Source organism: Chitinophaga sp. 180180018-3, assembly GCF_037893185.1.
Lineage (GTDB): Bacteria > Bacteroidota > Bacteroidia > Chitinophagales > Chitinophagaceae > Chitinophaga.
The window spans coordinates 4,425,141-4,444,007 of sequence record NZ_CP140772.1; the positions used below are offsets into that span (position 1 = coordinate 4,425,141).

An 18,867-nucleotide genomic window follows, 5' to 3' on the forward strand; every position below is an offset into this window, starting at 1 on the left:
TAAGAATCTGGGGGAATCCTCCCGATTTGGTGTGGACTGGTATCATGCGATATTATTTATTTACTGCTGTTCGTAACAATTGTATTACTTATTTACGCAACCTGCAGCGTCTACCAACTTATTGTCCTGTCCGATCATCAACTCGTAGTCCTTTTCTTTTTTAACATTTATAGGAAAATGATAGTCTTTCTTATTTTATTGTACAGGAGGAGGTAGCCATGAAGAAAATGCCTACAAAAATAGAAGAAATTATTATTAAAGAACTCCAGGATGGACTGCAGATGGCTGAGCACAGGTTGCTTGAACGGTGGCGACAGCAATCCTGGGAGAATGATCATGAATTCCTGCAAATACTTAAGATCTGGAATCTATGCAACACATTATTATTGACCAATAGTAAACCGATAAATAGATATTTTGATACAGCCCGTGCCTGGGAAAAGATAAACATGCTAATCCTTGATACAGTTAAACCTGAATTAGACTTAGCTCGAAACTTCACCTCGCGGCCAGCAGGCAGGCGGGTGCCAATACCTAAAGCAGTACTTGCCATGGCAGCCTGCGTGGCGGCCATTCTGCTTGCCGGGTGGTGGCCCAGTCTCGAACCATCCCCGGATTTACAAACCGTCACTGCTGAAAAAGCCAGCCGCTATCTCATCCTGCCCGATGGTACTAATGTCCGGCTTCGCAAAGGAGCTACCATCCGCTTTCCCAAGACTTTTCTTCGTAACAAACGCAGGGTACTACTTTCCGGAGAAGCCTTCTTCGACGTGAAATCATCGGTATATCATCCATTTCGCATCCAAATGGCCAGGTCCACCATTGAAGTACTCGGCACATCATTTCTTGCCAGCGCCAACGCTCAATCTGACCGGGTAGTGTTGATCGCAGGCAAAATATTGCTGGTACCCAAACAGGATCCGCAAAAGCAATGCATTCTCCTCCCCAGCCAGGAGCTATTACTTACCGACAATAATTTGGAGGTAAAAACCATCAGTGACTCCACCCGTTGTTTTGGGGAACCTGATACTCTCAGTTTCTCAAAGACACCTTTGAAACAGGTTGTCCAGGAGATTTCATGGCATTTTGGAACACCTATTGTCTTAGCTGGCAGCCTGCTACCTAAATCCGAAGAGATTACTGTAACGGCAACCTTCGGTAAACAGACACTTACGCAGGTATTGGGTGAATTAACACTACTTACCGGACTGCATTGCCGCCGCCAGCAGGGCACTGTTATTTTATATTAATCCATATAGGGCTCATACAGCGTTGTGATGTACATATTAACTCAAAAATCACTGGCGGCGAATCACCGTCCAGGGGATATTTTGTATTTAATGGATTTAAACAAGGTATCTTCCTCACCTTTCTATTCTTTTTAAGCGCTGCCAGTATGAAAGTACATGCGCAGCTACTACAAAGGAAATTGAGTCTTCCGGCCATAAGTGGGCCAATCTCGACTATCCTCGATAAAATAAGCGATTATAGTGGTATTATAATCGAGTATTCTCCTTACTATATCCATGCAGACAGCGTAGTAACTGCTGGCCAAGGGAAATACAGCCTTGGTGCTCTTCTTTTTAAACTGCTGGCCCGGCAAAAAGTCCGTATAGAAGAAAGAAATAATAAAATCATTCTGGTGCCCTCAGATTTGGATTTATCTGAGGTAACTTCACCGCGATATCCGCTTTACGGCTTTACGATAGAAGAAGGCAGTCGGGAAGCCATACCCTATGCCATCGTTAGGGATCTGGAATCCGGACAAATATGTCAATCCAACAGGTTCGGATACTACAATTTAAATCTGATGGCTGGCAAACATTACATATTGGTAAAGCGAATAGGACATCCAGGCCGAACAGTGGTAGCATCTGTCTTTGCTGCTACAAAACAGGATCTGATCATCCCCCCCGTGTTGCTACCTGAGGTGAAAGTGGGTGCAAATAGTATGTTACCAAAGGATGGAGGTTCCAGGGTAGAAAAGTACCTTTCCGGGGCGTACAATAATTTCCTGGGAGAAAGTGATCCTGTCCGGTCATTAAACCTGCTACCTGGCAATACAGAAGCGCAAGAAACCACCGGTAAGCTCATTGTAAGAGGTGGAGATCCTGATCAAAATATTTTCCTTCTGGATGGTAACCAGGTATTTAATCCAAGCCACCTGCTTGGAGAAATCTCCGTTATTAGTGCAAACTCCGTCAGCTCTATCCGACAGTTTAAAAATGACTTCCCCAGCCGGTTTGATGGCGCCCTATCCTCCTTTACAGAAGTGAGTACCAGGGAAGGGAATATGAGTAAATGGGGAGGGGAAGCGCAAGTCGGCCAGCTGGCCGGCTCCCTGGCAATAAACGGTCCGTTGATAAAGCAACGTACTACGCTCATGACTTCGATACGTCATAGCTGGTCTAATCCATTACTAAACATCCTGGATGATGATTACCGGCTCCGGTTTTATGACATCCATTTCAAAATAACCCACCTCATTGACCAGAAAAATAAACTAATGATTAGTGGCTACATGGGTAAGGACCGACTGAACCTGCGACAATATGATTATCAGAACCTGCAGGTGTGGGGTAATAAGATGGCAACTGTTAACTGGAATCATTTGATAGGCACCAGGTCATTTGTAAACACGATCCTCAATGTGAGTAGATATAGTAATCTGGCAGGAATGAAATTTTCCCTGTCAGGTGATTCCACGGGACAGCAAAGTAGTAAGGTCTTTAATAACTTCGCCTCCATAGAAAAGTATGAGGGTAAATCTCAATTTGAATTGAATACCAGTACGAACATGCAGTTTCGTTTTGGTGGGAAGGCTGCCTACACAATCATCCACCCCTTCAGCACTAATATATCGCCTGAATTCAGGGAAGAGATTGATTACTATAAACCGATGAAACCATTAAGATTCAAGGAGTTTTCTTTATACGTTGAAAGCGAATTCCATATTGGTAACGTTTTACTCTTCAGGCCAGGAGTAAATTTCAGCGCCTACAAATTCAGAGATTACCACAACAATGCAGTTCAACCAAGATTTTTTGCCTCATTAATGATCAGCAAACGCCAGCAGATCTTCCTCTCCTACTCCAGGATGACCCAATACTTACACCAGGTATCAAGCCCCTTCCTAGGTATAAACAGTGAATGTTGGGTGCCCAGTACTAAGCTATTGCGGCCAGCAGAAAGTGACATGCTGAATATGGGCTATCATTTCAGCGACAAAAAAGGTACTTCTTTGTCAGCGGAGGTCTACTACAAGCAAATGAAAAATATCACCAATTTCGCAGAGCGAGGTAATATTTTTTTTGATGAAAATTCATGGGAAAGAGACATCCGGGCTGGTAAAGGATGGAGTTATGGCACCGAGTTGCTTGGCATAAAGAAAATCGATAAATGGCAACTTCAATTATCCTATGCTCTATCCTGGAGCCAGCGTCAGTTTATTGGTATCAACGAGGGTAAAAGATATCCCTTTCGCTATGACAGGCGCCATAACCTGAATGTGACCGTCAACTTTAACCCGGTGAGAAAACTTGACCTGAGTCTCGTATGGTACTTCAGCTCAGGTGACTGGCTGCCATTGCCTCCTGAGATAAAACCCGACTTCAATAGGCCTGCTTCCGGAGCAGCAGGCAACACGGATCCGGATAGCGGAAATGCTTTTATTTTTGAGAGGTCATCTTATGTTTTTAAGCGCACTCCAGGCTATCACCGCCTTAACATTAATGCTAACTACTCGTTTCTTTCCGGCCGCCAGCTAAGGCATAAGATATCAGCGGGGGTATATAATGCTTATCGGGCAGACCGTAAATACCTGATGGATATATGGAATTTGGAGAATGATGATTATAACACCACTTTCTCAGCAAACCGGATTTTTAATTTCACTTTCTATTTGGCATATGGTATCAAATTTTAATTTTTATATGGTTGTAGGAACTTTTCACCAGGTTTCGTTTTAAGTAATGAGGAAGGGATATCTCCGATTACGCTTAATACCCAGCCCTTCCTACCCAGATATCGGTATGGTAAAACCTACATTGCTCACACTAAGGTGCCACATCTGTGGTACCTTTTTTTGTAAGTAAGCAGGAAGTTTGGACAACGTTGTGTTATTAATAATAGATTGCGACCAGATTGCACCGGAGTTCAACTCGTTCCGGTTGTAGGATCATATTTGCGATAAGCCGCTGATTAAAAAATGACCTGCCTAAATCGTGCTTGCATTTTTTGATGCTCCTAGCACAGGTCTTGTTTATATTTAATACCACTTTTCTATAAGCCTAAGGCAGAAAGAGAAAGCCTGTTTTCTGTTTGGAAATAAATGCTATTTGTTAAAGAACTGTTTAATCTTCCACCTGCAATAGGAACCTGCACTGATCTAATGTTATTACGGTAATAACCAGCTGTCAAGCTGGTTCGTGCAATTTTCTAATAAAAATCTAATATGTCATGAAAAAAAACAATAACCTGGTGATAGCAGTATTCCTGTTAGCAATACCGATTGTTTTCACGACTGCCTGTAGCAAAAAGAAGGATAATAATACAAAGACAACCATTAAAAGTGCTCAGCTGCAAATAGTTCATGCTACACCAAAGGTGGGAGAACTGCAGTTAGAAGTAGATGGGAAAAAGACTCCCCATAAAGTCCGGTATTTAAACACTTCTAAGCCATATGCTGTCATTCAGACAGGAAATGCCGCCGCCATAACATTTTTAACAGCCAGTAAGTATCACAACATTGCTCGATATCCCCAGTTTTAAACTGGATGATCAGAGGCCTCTTTCCCTTTACCTGAGAGGCCTTTCCGGCGCTGCAACAGGTTCAGGAAATGAATTGGGGCTACAGTCCTGGCAGCACAAATAAAAAAGATTACCAAACATAAGGAATGGTTAATATGGCAATTAAAATCAGCAGCATGAAATTAGTCTTAGGATTATGGAGCTCACTATTATTATTATCCTGCAGTCATCAAAGGGCCCAGACAGCCAATAGTAACTATGAATTGCGAGGCGACACCATTATCGTCTCGGCTAAGTCTGCCTTAGCCACTAAGATTAAAGTAGATACCCTGGCTGAAGAATTATATAGAGGAACCATAAAGATCCCAGGCATTGTAAAAGCCATTCCGAATCAATACGCGGAAGTTGCTTCTCCTTTTGCCGGCAGGATTGTAAAATCCTATATGCGGCTGGGGATGAAAGTAAAAGCGGGAAGTCCTTTGTTTGAAATTAGCTCCCAGGGTTTTATGGATGCCCAGAAGGTTTTTTTCCAACAGAAGGCGCAGCTTCTGCTGGCTGAAAAAGTGTATAGGCGACAACAGGATTTACTTACACATGGAGTCAGTTCACAAAAGGAATATGACGAAGCACTGACCAGCTATAACGTGGCAAAACAAGAGTTTGATAATGCTGCCAATGGCATCAGGGTGTTTAATGCTGACCCGGGACATATGATCCTGGGTCAGCCACTGGTCGTTACAGCCCCAATAGCCGGAGAGATCATCGCCAACAGGATTGTTGTGGGACAGTTTATTAAGATGGAGGAACCCAGCGTTGCTACTGTGGCAGAGTTATCTACCATATGGGTAGCCGCCCAGGTGAAGGAAAAAGACCTGCCGGCCTTAAGGTCAGTAAACGACTGCGAAATTTCCGGGGTAGGGTTTCCAGATACCAGCATGAGGGGCAGGATATACCACATAGGAGACCAGGTAGACGAACAAACTCATAGTATACCGGTACTGGTTGCATGCAGTAATCCATTGCATCTTCTAAAGCCGGGGATGTTTGTAACCGTTGATTTTAAACCCTCCGCTATCAGTTCAATATTAATCCCCCAGCGGGCAATATTACAAACCCGAAATGATCACGTTGTTTTCAGGCAAATCAAGCGGGGAACCTACTTGCGTCAGGTGATCCAGGTAACTAATACGGAGACAGGTAAGATGCTGGTCAGAAGAGGCCTTGTAAAAAATGATCTCATTATCACTGACGGGGCCTATTACTTTTCCGGCATCAAATAATCATCAACTTAAAATCCTGAAATGACAAAGTTACTCCTCAACGTTATCAAAAAACGTGGGTTACTGATAGTATTATTCCTACTGCTTTCCATTTTTGGCTATTATTCCTGGAAACAACTAGCCATCGAAGCATATCCGGACGTGGCTGATGTAAGCGTACAGGTAATCACTCAGGTACCCGGCCTGGCAGCCGAGGAAATGGAGCAGCAGATCACCATCCCGCTTGAAAGGGCGCTCAACGCTGTCCCTGGCCTTCAGATCATGCGCAGCAAAAGCACTTTTGGCCTTTCCATTGTGACGGTGGTTTTCCGGGATGGTACAGAAGACTATTGGGCCAGGCAACGGATCACAGAAAGACTAAATACAGTCAACCTGCCTTATGACGCCAAACCTGCACTCGACCCCTTAACCACTCCCATTGGTGAGATCTTCCGCTATATTATTGAGAGTGACAGCCTTGACTTAAGAGCGCTCACTGACCTGCAATTCTGGATGATCATTCCTCGTATCAAACAAGAAATGGGCGTAACTAATGTGACAAATTTTGGAGGGATCACTACCCAATATCAGATTGAACTCCAGCCCGGAAAGCTGGAACAGTACCATATCTCCTTAGCAGAGATCAGGTCAGCTATCGCAAACAATAACGCCAATGCCGGGGGCAGTATCATCAGCCAGGGAGATTTTGGGTATGTTGTCAGGGGGATAGGGCTCGTCAAAACATTGGAAGGACTGGGTGATCTGGTGGTAAAAACAGTGAATGGAGTACCTGTTTTCCTAAAAGATGTTGGGGAGTTAAAATACGGCACCCTGGAGAAGAAGGGTGTACTGGGATTCACTGACAGGAAGACCAACTATAGCGAAAGCGTTGAAGGAGTGGTACAACTGCTGAAGGGAGAAAACCCTTCGGAAGTATTGAAAGGAGTTTATCGGGCAATAGATGACCTGAATAATAACCTGCTTCCCAAATCTGTCCGTATTCGCCCCTATATGGACAGGGCCGATCTGGTGGATACAACCTTACATACCGTATCCTATACGTTGCTTGAGGGAATGGGACTGGTACTCCTGGTTCTGATCGTCTTTATAGGCAACTGGCGGGGAGCATTTATCGTAGCCCTCACCATTCCGCTCGCCTTACTCATCGCTTTTATCCTCATGCACTTCACCAATATCCCCGCCAATTTACTATCGCTTGGCGCTATTGACTTCGGGATCATTGTAGATGGTGCTATTGTAATGATGGAGACCATTCTTAAAAAAAGAGAGGAGCAGCCCCAGGCCTCTCTTGAAGAGGGGGCTATTGCCCAGCAGGCAGCCCTGGTGGCTAAGCCCATATTCTTTGGCACTATCATTATTATTACCGCTTACCTGCCCCTGTTTGCATTTGAAAGGGTGGAACGTAAACTGTTCACACCTATGGCATTTACAGTGGGGTTTGCGTTACTCGGTGCCCTGATCGTAGCGCTGGCACTAATTCCTGGGCTGGCCTATGCCGTTTACCGGAAACCAAGGAAACTGTATCACAATAAATGGCTGGAGAAATTATCACTGGCCTATCAGCACAGGATCAACAAAATAATGCAACGTCCCCGAAGGGTGCTTGCCCCACTCGTGCTGGTGTTGGCAGGAGCCATCCTATTATCATTACTGGTGGGTAAAGATTTTCTGCCTTCGCTGGATGAGGGTTCCATCTGGCTACAGGTGCAGCTTCCACCCGGAGGATCACTCCAAAAGTCGAAAGAAATGAGTGATACGCTCAGAGCTCGTACCATGAAATATCCGGAGGTACAATACATGATGGTGCATGCAGGCCGAAATGATGACGGCACAGATCCCTGGTCTGCAGCTCACTTTGAATGCATGGTGGGGCTGAAGCCCTACAAGGAATGGCCGGCGGGGAAAAAGAAATCTGACCTGATTGGAGAACTCTCGGAAGAATATGCCTCCATGCCTGGTTACGTAGTAGGGTTCAGCCAGCCGATGATTGACAATGTGATGGACAGGATATCAGGAGCACATAGCGAATTAGTACTAAAGGTTTATGGGGACGACTACGCGGAAACAAGAAGGATTGCTGAGCAGGCACTTTCTGTGCTACAGAATGTGCCCGGGGCAGTGGATCTTGCGTTGGACCAAGAACCTCCCTCGCCCCAATTACAGATAAAAGTAGACCGGAATGCCGTTGCCCGATACGGGCTAAATATGAGTGACCTGGCCGAGCTGATTGAAGTGGCTATAGGAGGAAAGGCTATTTCCCAGGTATTTTCTGGCAACAAGGTATATGACGTGATTTGCCGCTACGATGAAAGCAGCCGGAGCACGCCGGAAAAAATTGCTGGCCTGATGCTCCACACGTCAACCGGGGCCAGCATCCCACTGTCACAGGTTGCGGCCATCAGTACCACCACCGGTGAAGGTATTATCACGCGGGAAATGAATAAAAGACACCTGACAGTAAAACTAAACCTGCGCGGAATCGATCTTTCTTCCTTTATGAAACAAGCGACGGCAGACATCGAGAAGAAAGTAGCATATGACCATGCAAAATACAGGATCGAATGGGGTGGACAATTTGAAAATCAGCACAGGGCTTATGCCAAACTTGCGATCGTAGTACCCATTACCCTTGCTGTCATGTTCCTTTTACTCTATGGCAGTTTTGGCCGGTTCCGTCAGGCTGGTCTGATACTAAGCATTGTTCCGCTCGCATTGTTCGGTGGCATGCTGGCTTTAAATATACGGGGCATGACCCTGAATGTATCCTCCGCCGTCGGCTTTATCGCCCTTTTTGGTGTAGCTATTCAAAACGGGGTCATCATGATTTCAGATATCAATTACAGACGCCGCAAACAAATGCCGTTATTGGATGCTGTCACAACAGGTGCGGTAAACAGGTTTCGCCCGGTACTGATGACTGCCACCGTTGCTACACTGGGCCTGTTACCCGCCTCACTGGCCACTGGTATCGGGTCGGATGTACAACGCCCGCTGGCCACCGTCATTGTTTATGGTCTGCTGGTAGCCACAACAATCACTTTGTTTGTATTACCTGCACTTTATTACCTGATAGAAAAAAAATGGGGAACGAATGATTATGGCACAACAGCTGAAATTTAACCTTTTATCGATCCTGCTCATCCTGGCAGCTGCTGAAGCAGGGGCACAACAGGATACTACTGCAAAGCAGACCGACATCAGTTATGCCCTATTTCTTACTAAAGTTAGCCAGGGTAACCTGGCTTATGCCGCAGAGAAGTTCAATATAAACCTGGCGCGAGCTGGCGTGGAGGCAGCAAAGGTCTTTCCTGATCCGGTTATCTCCTTAGGTGCTAACGATAATGGGCAGAAGCGAATGAAAATGGGATATGGTATCAATACAGGGATGAGCTGGGTGATGGAGCTGGGGGGAAAAAGAAAGGCCCGGTACAAGGTCGCTGACAGCCAGCTGCAGCAGGCAGACCTCCTGTTAAGCGATTACTTTCGTAATCTGCGGGCAACTGCCACGCAGGCCTATCTCCAGGCGATCTTGCAACGACAATTGCTGCAGATATCTATGGAATCATATACCAGTCTTGCCAAACTGGCTGCATTTGACAGCCTGAGATTTAAGCTGGGGCAGATTGCCGAGATTAATGCCAGGCAGAGCAAAATCGAGGCCGGAATGATGTTAAACAAGGTATATCAACAACAATCCAGTCTGCAGGAATCTCTTATTGGATTAAGGATGCTGATGGGTAACCGGTCCGATACTTTATTTACGCCCGATAGTTCAGCCCTGACATTTGATCGGCATTTTGATCTCAGACAACTGATCAGTGATGCTACGAGTAACAGGTCCGATGTGCTGGCGGCACAAAAAAATATCGACATAGCCCGCAATAGAGTGGAGTTGGCAAAGGCTAACCGTATAATGGACCTGGGATTAAATGTTGGATTAACTGGTAATTCTGTAGTTACTAACCAGGTTTCACCAACACCGTCAACCACAGTTGTTTCAGCTGGAATATCCATGCCATTAAAGCTTTCTAATAAATATAAAGGTGAACTCATGATGGCAAATTACGCCCAGTTACAATCCGAAACCTGGTACGAGCAAGCCAAACTGAATGTTCAGTCGCAGATCACCACGGCTTACCAGCAGTATTTATCCGCCGGCAGGCAAGTATTCCAGTTTCGCTCTGGTCTGCTGGAACAGGCAAAAAAGAGCCTGGACGGGAAGATATATAGCTATGAGCGCGGCGAGACGACGCTACTGGAAGTACTCAATGCACAGCGAACCTATAATGAGGTACAGGAAAACTACAGCAGAACCTTAAACGCCTATGGTGTTTCGCTATTGGAACTGGAAAGGGCTACAGGTATCTGGGATATTAATTTATAAACATTTTTAGCATGCAACGTATCGTACTGATAACAATTATAATGCTATGGGGTCAGGCCTCTTTTTCGCAACATGCCGAAGAAAGAGGAAAAGTGTATCTCGGCATTAGAGCAGGCTATACCAGGAGTTCATTATTCGGAAAGGATTTGGGCCGCCTGTCAGATGGCGGAGCTGCCTCGTCCCTGGGAGGCTTGTTTGCGGAGATTGTAGCCAACACCCGGCTCTCTAAACATTTTGGGCTGACTTCTTCAATATCTGTCGGACAGAGTGGCGCCAGGCTGCAAATACTGGACAGCAGTGTCAATCAGCCCTATCGCAGTAATTTTAAAAGCACCTATCTTACGCTGCAGCCTTTTAGCCCAACTTTATATTTGAAAGGGTTCCGGTTATATGCAGGACCTTACCTGAGTTGTTTATTGAATGCCAGCATAGAACGAAGGGCTGCCGATGGTAGTATTTACAAAGATAAAAGCATTTTTGGGACCCCACTGCTTCCCGGAGGATATCGCCAAAAAATTGATGCGGGCCTCCTCATAGGGCTGGATTATAAGTGTAGTAAAGCCATTTCTGTCGGGATAAAATATAAACGAGGAGCTATTAGCGTGATGGAAGACTCCCGCGTACAATCCCAATGGAAAATTTATAACCAGGAACTATCTATTTCCATCGGTTATAATCTGACCCGTAAATAAAGCATAGTACCTATCAGATGAAAATAACAAGGCCGGCGGCAGGAATACCGCTGGCTGTTTGTTAGTTGTTTGTTGTACCCTGGCATCGGATTGAGAAATAGACTTACGGATTGAGGGAAATATGATATATGGGATGACTATTATTAACACAGCCTATGTGTGTTATTTAATGGGCAATTTGAAGTTCGTCAGCAACGAACAGCATTCGTCATTTTATATCTCGAAAATTAACTGAGTCGATTATTTTTGCTTATTATCACGTCTATAAGCCTTGTTCGAAACTATTTGCTCAAACGACAACGGGTTGCAAAAATGGCCTGCTACTGCTACCAGTAGTGGCCCTATTTCTCTTATATCATTATATCATTTTCACCTGCTGACTTTTCAGGTATCTGGAAATTAAACAAAAGAAAAAGTAAGTTCGGGCAGTATAATGGGGAAACAACTTTGTGGAACTGGGGATCTGAGTACCGAATATGGGCAACCTTTTTTTCATCCCGATATCAGGGGAATGCGTATTTAGTGTAAAACTGGCCCCAAATGGCTTATATATTTCAAATGAGTGCCTGAGCAGGTTTGGGTAATGATGATCCATCATGGCATCATATTGTAGCAGAAATGTGCCTGTGAGATGATATTTTCTCATGATGTTTGCCTACCTTATCACGTCTTCCGTGATCACTTAGCTCCAGTAAACGGATGAAATTGACAATATTGACGGTCTGGACATCAATAGAACCCGTACTTTCTTTGTTCCGCACGAGAGAATACTACTTTTATTTTTTCAACATATCTATCCTTCGTTGCTATTATTGTAAATTCCTTTTGCCTAATGTTTCATAGATAAATAGAGCTGGAGGGTCTTCTCCGCCATTTCCAACGTTTGTGGCTTGATAGCAGGATCTTTCTTCAACATTTCAATAAATTTTTGCTGGTTGCTGATCGCCTGTTCCTTATTTCCTGTCTTATAATATGCCTTGGCCAATGTTACAAAAATTACCTCGTCTTGCGGATCCCAATATGCAGCAGCGTACTTTACCCATTTAAGGGCAAATTCATAATCGGGTTTAAACGCCCCATTGGGTTGTGACGACAAGATGAAAGCGGCAAAGCTGACCTGGTCCTTAGGATGCCATTTCGCTAGCAGTGTGTCGGCGAACTGCCTTGCTTTCTTAGAATCTATATGGCTAAGGAATTCGTATTTCATATTTGCACAATCAGAACGCAAAGCGGGGAAAATAGGAGAAATTTCTTCTACGATCGCTAATGCAGTCTGATAGTCACCGTCCTTCTTCGCCGCCATCATTTTATGAGCAAGAGAATCATACAGCTGGCTTTTGGCTTTTATCTGTTCTTCGACCAGTTTTTTACCGGCTTCGTCGTAACGGCCGTTCACCATGGCACTCAACACATCTCCCACATAATCCGGATGACCATGCCAGGCAATTTTTCCCTGCTGATCAATGATAAAGACGTGAGGTATTCCATTTGCACCAGCCGCCTGCAGCCATGTTTTCTCCATGATATCATCGGGCAAATCAATCGCAACGGCATAATCCATGCGATCGCCCGACCACTTTACAAAGCGTTCCACCTTTAGCAGGAAGTCGGTCTTTTTATCTTCCTTCACATCGAAACTGATCACCTCTACTTTGCCTTTGTAAGTGCGCGCCAACTCTGACAAATGCGGCATGGCCGCCTGGCAAGGCCCGCACCAGGTGGCCCAAAACTCAACAACATATACCTTATCTCGCACAAACTTTGTTACGGGGTTTCCTTTGATCCATTTACACGCCGCTATAGCCGGAGCCGGATCACCAATTTTCAACGAGTCAATAACTGTGACGCTGTCAACAATGCTTGTAGGCAGATTACTTTGTCCGTTCCCGTCTGCCAAGCCAATGGTGAGTAACATCAACATGCATAGGAATATTCTGAAAGTATTATCGAATATCATATTTTATCGTTTTACACAGAATCAGCAATACTGGTTTCTATACATTCATCGATCAGTCACTATAACTTCGGCATCAGTTCCAATTGAATATAATTATCCTCCGCTAGAAATTTACGGGCAGCCTCTTGGGTACTTTGAACGGTAACCCGGTCAAGTCTTGCTTTCAGGTCTGGCGGCGTATCTAATTCAACTCTGTATTTTAAGCGATTAGTAATGATTGACAACCAAAAATTGTTATCACGAAGCTGAAGCTCTCTTTGACGTTCTTCTTCTGACTTGAATTTGACTAAATCTTCTGGTGTGACACCATTAGTTCTAATGATTTTAACCTCTTCCAGCGCAGCATCAACCAATCGGCCTACATTATCCTTGGCGCAGCTAAATGAAATGGTGACGTAATAATGCGCGACCGGATTCTTTTCGAGTGAAAGTGATACTTTTGGACTGTAAACGCCTCCTTCCTTTTCGCGTAACCTCTCTATTATTTTTATCCTTAGAGCCGTTGTCAGTGCATATAACTGATCATCATTTTCCAGGCTAGCATCATAATCCCCATGGATATACAATTGCACCTGTGCCTTATCCTCGATTCCCTGGTAAACAGTTTTTAGTACTCTTCCTCTTGGAGGCCTTATACCTTCGTCTACAAAATTCTGTTTTTTATTTTGAGTAGGTAAGCTGGCGATATAAGTTTCGATAAGCGGTTTGATCTTCTCCATATTCATCGTTCCGACAATAACAAAGATCTGCTCTCCGTTATCTGCAAATCTTGATTTATAGAAAATAAAAGCTTCATCAAGCGATATTTTATCCAAATCCTGAAGCGTCTGAGGCATCCTACGCGGGTGGTAATTATTTAAAACCGCTTCTGCGGTATCCTTAAATACATTATTAGGATCTGAGGCCCGGCCAGCTAACACGACTTTACTGTCGATGATCGTCTTATTAAAAAGATCGGTATCCTTTCGTGGTTCTGTCACAGCAGCATATATGAGTTGGAAAGCCGTTTCAATATCTTTAGGGGCCGCGCTTCCGGAGAAACCCTGATAAAGATCACTTATATACGGACGTGCGTTAGCTGTATTCCCGGCTAGTTTCTTTTGGAGCTGAATTGCACTAAACTTTCCGATTCCACTTTGACTAATAAGACTAACGTTTTTTGCTGACTGATAGTTAGCGTCACCAGCCAATGATATTCCACCTTTTGAAAACGACTGGAAGACAATTTGATCATTTTTAAAATCGGTAGGCTTTAACAGCACTTTTATGCCATTGCTCAATGTCAGTTCTATAACGCCAATTGCAGCCAGTTTCCTTTCTGCAATCACCCTTCCCGGAATTGGCTTTTTTTCAATCAATGGTGCATTCGCGACGGTATTGTCAACATAGGGTTTAATTTCCGGAAATGCGGATTCGACCGCTGTCAATAACTGGCCTTCTGTAGGCAGATCTGATTTTTGCTTCTCAGGCGCCCTTACTATAATGATCTGATTATCTTTGGTGATCAAAGTTTTGGCCAGCGCATTGACTTGTCTGAGTGTGATGGATGCGAGGTCTCGTTTAATTTGTTCGTAATCAAATTCTACGGAAGGGATACTTTCTCCGGTCAGAAAATTGTTCAGATACCGATTTACAAATTCTACTGAAGGTATTTTATTTTTCTCTTTAAAGTACTGCTCATTCTGGGACGCTATATTTTTCTTTACAACATCCAATTCTGACTGTAAAAAACCAAATTTGGCCATTCGGTTATTTTCAGCAAGGCTAGCACTTAATGCGGAAAGCATCGTGCTTGCAGAATTAGAAGCTACTATGGTTTGAAAAGCGTACGTATTTGTCACCAATCCTTCCTGGTAGGGGCCAAAATTGCTCTTGGCAATTATGAATGGCGCGTCCGGTTTGCTAAGGATGTCCTGCAAACGTGCTTCTAGCATATCGTTGATCATGTCGTACATTAGGCTTTTCTTATAATCTTCGGTTGTTTTATTAGCATGATGGGGATGTTTGTAGATAACCATAGCAAGATTATAAGCCTGCTCAGGATCAGTAACGATCTTTACCAGTGGGGTTTTATTTACCGGGAGATTATATTCCAAGCGGGGTTTCGCGTTGGCCGGATTTTTGAGAAACGAAAAATTCGCTCTAATCAGCCATTCCACCTGGTCTACATCAAAGTCACCTACTGCGATTACAGCCTGAAGATTAGGCCGGTACCAGTCATGATAAAATGACCTAATTTTGTCATAAGTGAAATTTTTGAGGATATCAATCTTGCCAATCGGAATTCGTTCGGCATATCGAGAATTGTTTAATAACAAGGGCATCAGTTGCTTGCTCATGCGATCTGATGCGTTTTTTCCACGCTGACGATCCTCTTCTATAATCACGCCACGCTCGGCATCAATTTCCCTCGCATCCATTGACTGTTTACCAGCCCAATTAGCAAGGATCTTAAAACCAATTGCAAAAAGTGCAGCGCTGTCAGTGGGCATAGGAAGTTGATAAACAGTTTGATTGAACCCTGTGTAAGCGTTTAAATCAGCGCCAAACCGAATGCCAGATTTTTGAAGGTAGTTGATTAATTCGTCTTTGGGAAAATCAGCAGTTCCGTTAAAAGCCATATGTTCGGTGAAATGAGCTAATCCTTGTTGTGCATCATCCTCCATTAGTGACCCAACCCGATTCGCCAGATAAAGTACTGCCCTCTTGCGAGGCTCAATATTTCGTCTAATATAATAGGTTAGTCCATTGGCAAGTTTTCCAATTCTGACACTGGGGTCGTTGGGAATGATCTCATTAGTCCCCGACATTGGTACGGCAGAAACTAATATGTGTGTTTTTCTTTGCTGGCAGTAGGCGATATTATTTATAGCGGCTACTGCAATTGCAAATACAGCGCATTGCGAAATATACTTTTTCATATAGTTGATTCTCCGTAATTAATTTCGATTGTACTAAGCTTAAAACATTATTAATTATTCCCATTAATAAGCAATCATTTTTTTGTAAAGGGAAGTACACACCGCTCGTTATCTTGCATCTGCGCAAGAGAAAACAGCTTTTATTCTTTTGCACATATTTATCTTTCACTGCTATGATTATAAATTCATTTTGCCTAATGCTTCATTGATGAATAGAATTGGAGGGCCTCCCCTACCAGCTCCAGCAATTTGGGAGAATGAGATGGATCGCTACTTATCATTTGAATATATTTACAATTTGGGATCCATCGCCTGGCTAATTTTGTCAGCCATTAATTTCAGATGTGCTCTGCTTGCCTCATCCGGGAAAGAAGCAATGGACGCCTGAATTTCCTTCTTCAGAGCTACAAGATTTGGATGAATCACTATCAGCAATTCTGCTGAAGACGTCGGTGCCTGCATTTGCGACATCTCAATCGCCTGGCCAATTGCTGCCGCTCCTTTGGGCTCTCCTGGTTTTACAATTCGAGATAAAATGTCAACGTAAGTGTTCTGTAACGCCCTCCGATAAGGATCAATCGCTTTATGCGTCCATAATTCTGCCCAGAGGCTTTGCTTTAGATGTTGCAAGAATTCTTCAAGGGTGTAGACATCCCTGGATCCATAACGATTCGTTGTCTTAACCAATAAATTCATCCTCAAATTTGACATTAGATTACTTAATAGCTTAGTGCCCGTCTCGGTTACTGTCGATCCGCTAACAAAACTCTCCACCTTACTGGTAATTATCTGGTTGTCTAACCAAGCTGGCTTGGTAAACACCTGTCTATTCAGCCATTCCATGGCTTGACGTTGTATTTTTTTCGGAACAGGCGTATAGAGATCGCCTTTTTGTTCTACAGTTTTTACCTCCAGATAGTAACCGCCAATGTTAGTAGTCACATGGGTCGCATAGCGCGAATACTGAGAGACCAGCTCCTTGTACATGGCTTTTAAATCACCGTATCCGTCATTGGGTTTACGCGTCCACTCAGGAAGATGCGGAAGAATACGCTTTAGGTTCTCTATGCCATAATTGCTCGCCTTCATAGCGTTATCACCAAGATCTTCGTTTTGACATCTGGGGTCGAACGCAACGAACAACGATTGTGGTCCGTACCATAGCCTATGATTATGAGAGAGGCTGTCAATTATCCATTTATTTAAAAATGCCTCTTCGTCCTTAGGCGTTTTTATTCCTCTAAATAATCTATAGCCAAACTCAATTGCCCATTTATCATAGTCATTAATTCTGGGAAAAACTCCCGCCTCACTGACATTGTCCTCCGGCTGAGCTACATAATTGAACCTGGCATAATCCATAATCGATGGGGTATGACCATGAGCCTCCACCCATCTTTTGCTTCTTAAACTATCTACAGGTACTGTGGAGCTGGCCCCGAAATTATGCATTAGTCCAAGTGCATGACCTACTTCGTGCGATGAAACAAAGCGTATCAATTGGCCCATTAATTCATCGTCGAATACCATTTTCCTTGCCCTTGGATCAATAGCGCCGGCCTGGATCATGTACCAGTTATGAATCAGGCTCATCACATTGTGATACCAATTGATATGAGACTCCAAAATTTCCCCGCTCCTTGGATCTTTTATGCTTGGCCCTTCAGCATTAGCCACGGAGGACGGCTTATATACTATAGCAGAGTGGGAAGCGTCTTCTATACTCCAGGTGCTATCATCCAATGGTGCCTCTTTCGCTTCAATTGCATTCTTAAACCCTGCCTTTTCGAAGGCACAGTTCCAATCATTGACCCCCTGAGCCAGGTAGGGAATCCACTTTCTTGGTGTTGTTGGGTCAATGTAAAAAACAATTTTCTTTTTAGGCTCTACTAATTCACCTCGAAAATATCTTGACGTATCCTCATCTTTCGGTTCGAGGCGCCACCGGGCCAAATAATAAGTTTTGCCCACGCCTTGAGGATTTGCATCAAAATCCACGAAGCCTGTTGATAAAAACCCGACCCTCGAATCAGCAAGACGTGCAAGCATAGGTACTTTTGGAAGAAGCACGAGTGAGTTATTCATTTCGAAAGTTAGGGGATCGCTTGAGGGAGGGGTTGGCAAATATGTCTTAACTGTCCTTATCTCGACATTTCCCGGAAATGTTTTGATATATTCAGTATAAGATCTGTCTCGAGCCAATGCAGTCAATCTCAACGCGATTTTCTCGTTTTGTGAAAACGAAAAAATACTCTGTTCGTCTACAAATATACCAGTTACGTCAATGACGCTAGCAGGCCATATCTTGTTATATGCCTTTATTGGAAAATCAGCAATTATAGGCTGAACGTTAGATTTGGCTACAGATCTAAGTAAGCCATTTCCTGATGTATCGCCCGCATGAATCGTATGTGATATCCCCCTTACAAATATCTTATCATTAGGCCCTTTTTCAAATTCAATTTCGCGCTCATCAACTTCATCGCCAGCATAGTACCCGCCACCACTGTCTCCGTATTCGCCCATGCCCGAAACCTGACCAGGAGACTTTGCAATGCGTGAGACCAATAACAGCTCCCGGCCAAGTAAACTATCGGGAATTTCCCAATAATATTTCTCATCAATCTTATGCACGTTGATCATGCCTTTCTGAGTAACAGCCTTATCAGTTATTACCCTTTCATACGGCTCAACCGACCCTTTGGTCCCGTCTTGAGTTGTTTTTTTTGTTAAGGCGGTATCGGCGGATACCTTTACCTTTCGTCCATGACCAACGGGTTGTTGACCAAAACATGGTAACATAATCATCGCCGCTCCGACTAAAAAGATCGCTTTCATTTAATTGTTTATTTTTTCCTATCAATAATTTATCAATCGAGACTCT

General features: G+C 43.9%; 10 protein-coding genes. 7 read left to right on the forward strand and 3 right to left on the reverse strand.

The annotated features are described in order from the left end of the window. Positions 1 to 218: 218 nt before the first annotated feature. The 7 genes from UNH61_RS17285 to UNH61_RS17315 all read left to right on the forward strand — a co-directional run bounded on the left by UNH61_RS17285 (position 219) and on the right by UNH61_RS17315 (position 11,105). A complete protein-coding gene (locus UNH61_RS17285; RefSeq protein ID WP_326993227.1) occupies positions 219 to 1,250 on the forward strand; it encodes a FecR domain-containing protein in 1,032 nt (343 codons plus the stop codon). Positions 1,251 to 1,396: 146 nt separating this feature from the next. After that, positions 1,397 to 3,925, forward strand: a complete 2,529-nt coding sequence (locus tag UNH61_RS17290; protein ID WP_326993228.1) for a TonB-dependent receptor — start codon at positions 1,397 to 1,399, stop codon at positions 3,923 to 3,925. A 533-nt stretch (positions 3,926 to 4,458) separates the two neighbouring features. Next, the gene (locus UNH61_RS17295; protein WP_326993229.1) at positions 4,459 to 4,770 is read left to right on the forward strand and encodes a hypothetical protein; all 312 of its coding nucleotides are present in this window, start codon (positions 4,459 to 4,461) and stop codon (positions 4,768 to 4,770) included. A gap of 155 nt (positions 4,771 to 4,925) precedes the next feature. Then, positions 4,926 to 6,029: an efflux RND transporter periplasmic adaptor subunit gene (locus tag UNH61_RS17300; RefSeq protein WP_326993230.1), complete on the forward strand. Its 1,104-nt coding sequence runs from the start codon at positions 4,926 to 4,928 to the stop codon at positions 6,027 to 6,029. A gap of 21 nt (positions 6,030 to 6,050) precedes the next feature. Beyond that, positions 6,051 to 9,149 (forward strand): CusA/CzcA family heavy metal efflux RND transporter, encoded by a 3,099-nt coding sequence (locus UNH61_RS17305; RefSeq protein WP_326993231.1) that lies wholly within the window; start codon positions 6,051 to 6,053, stop codon positions 9,147 to 9,149. Continuing rightward, complete coding sequence (locus UNH61_RS17310; protein WP_326993232.1) at positions 9,121 to 10,413, forward strand: TolC family protein; 1,293 nt, start codon at positions 9,121 to 9,123, stop codon at positions 10,411 to 10,413. The genes UNH61_RS17305 and UNH61_RS17310 overlap by 29 nt, the downstream gene beginning before the upstream one ends. Positions 10,414 to 10,424: 11 nt before the next feature. After that, a complete protein-coding gene (locus UNH61_RS17315; protein WP_326993233.1) occupies positions 10,425 to 11,105 on the forward strand; it encodes a porin family protein in 681 nt (226 codons plus the stop codon). Between the two features lie 829 nt (positions 11,106 to 11,934). Here UNH61_RS17315 and UNH61_RS17320 read toward each other — a convergent pair. The 3 genes from UNH61_RS17320 to UNH61_RS17330 form a co-directional block, all read right to left on the reverse strand. Next, the gene (locus tag UNH61_RS17320; protein ID WP_326993234.1) at positions 11,935 to 13,062 is read right to left on the reverse strand and encodes a thioredoxin domain-containing protein; all 1,128 of its coding nucleotides are present in this window, start codon (positions 13,060 to 13,062) and stop codon (positions 11,935 to 11,937) included. 59 nt (positions 13,063 to 13,121) lie between these two features. After that, entirely contained in the window at positions 13,122 to 15,983 is a 2,862-nt protein-coding gene (locus UNH61_RS17325) for an insulinase family protein (protein WP_326993235.1), read from the reverse strand. 291 nt (positions 15,984 to 16,274) lie between these two features. Next, positions 16,275 to 18,821 carry a zinc-dependent metalloprotease gene (locus tag UNH61_RS17330; protein WP_326993236.1) on the reverse strand — a complete coding sequence of 849 codons (2,547 nt, stop codon included), beginning with the start codon at positions 18,819 to 18,821 and terminating at the stop codon, positions 16,275 to 16,277. Positions 18,822 to 18,867 lie beyond the last annotated feature (46 nt).

Coding starts and splice junctions, on each gene's coding strand:
- UNH61_RS17285 (WP_326993227.1), top strand. CDS start 219: ATGAAGAAAATGCCTACAAAAATAGAAGAAATTATTATTAAAGAACTC.
- UNH61_RS17290 (WP_326993228.1), top strand. CDS start 1,397: ATGAAAGTACATGCGCAGCTACTACAAAGGAAATTGAGTCTTCCGGCC.
- UNH61_RS17295 (WP_326993229.1), top strand. CDS start 4,459: ATGAAAAAAAACAATAACCTGGTGATAGCAGTATTCCTGTTAGCAATA.
- UNH61_RS17300 (WP_326993230.1), top strand. CDS start 4,926: ATGAAATTAGTCTTAGGATTATGGAGCTCACTATTATTATTATCCTGC.
- UNH61_RS17305 (WP_326993231.1), top strand. CDS start 6,051: ATGACAAAGTTACTCCTCAACGTTATCAAAAAACGTGGGTTACTGATA.
- UNH61_RS17310 (WP_326993232.1), top strand. CDS start 9,121: ATGATTATGGCACAACAGCTGAAATTTAACCTTTTATCGATCCTGCTC.
- UNH61_RS17315 (WP_326993233.1), top strand. CDS start 10,425: ATGCAACGTATCGTACTGATAACAATTATAATGCTATGGGGTCAGGCC.
- UNH61_RS17320 (WP_326993234.1), bottom strand. CDS start 13,062: ATGATATTCGATAATACTTTCAGAATATTCCTATGCATGTTGATGTTA.
- UNH61_RS17325 (WP_326993235.1), bottom strand. CDS start 15,983: ATGAAAAAGTATATTTCGCAATGCGCTGTATTTGCAATTGCAGTAGCC.
- UNH61_RS17330 (WP_326993236.1), bottom strand. CDS start 18,821: ATGAAAGCGATCTTTTTAGTCGGAGCGGCGATGATTATGTTACCATGT.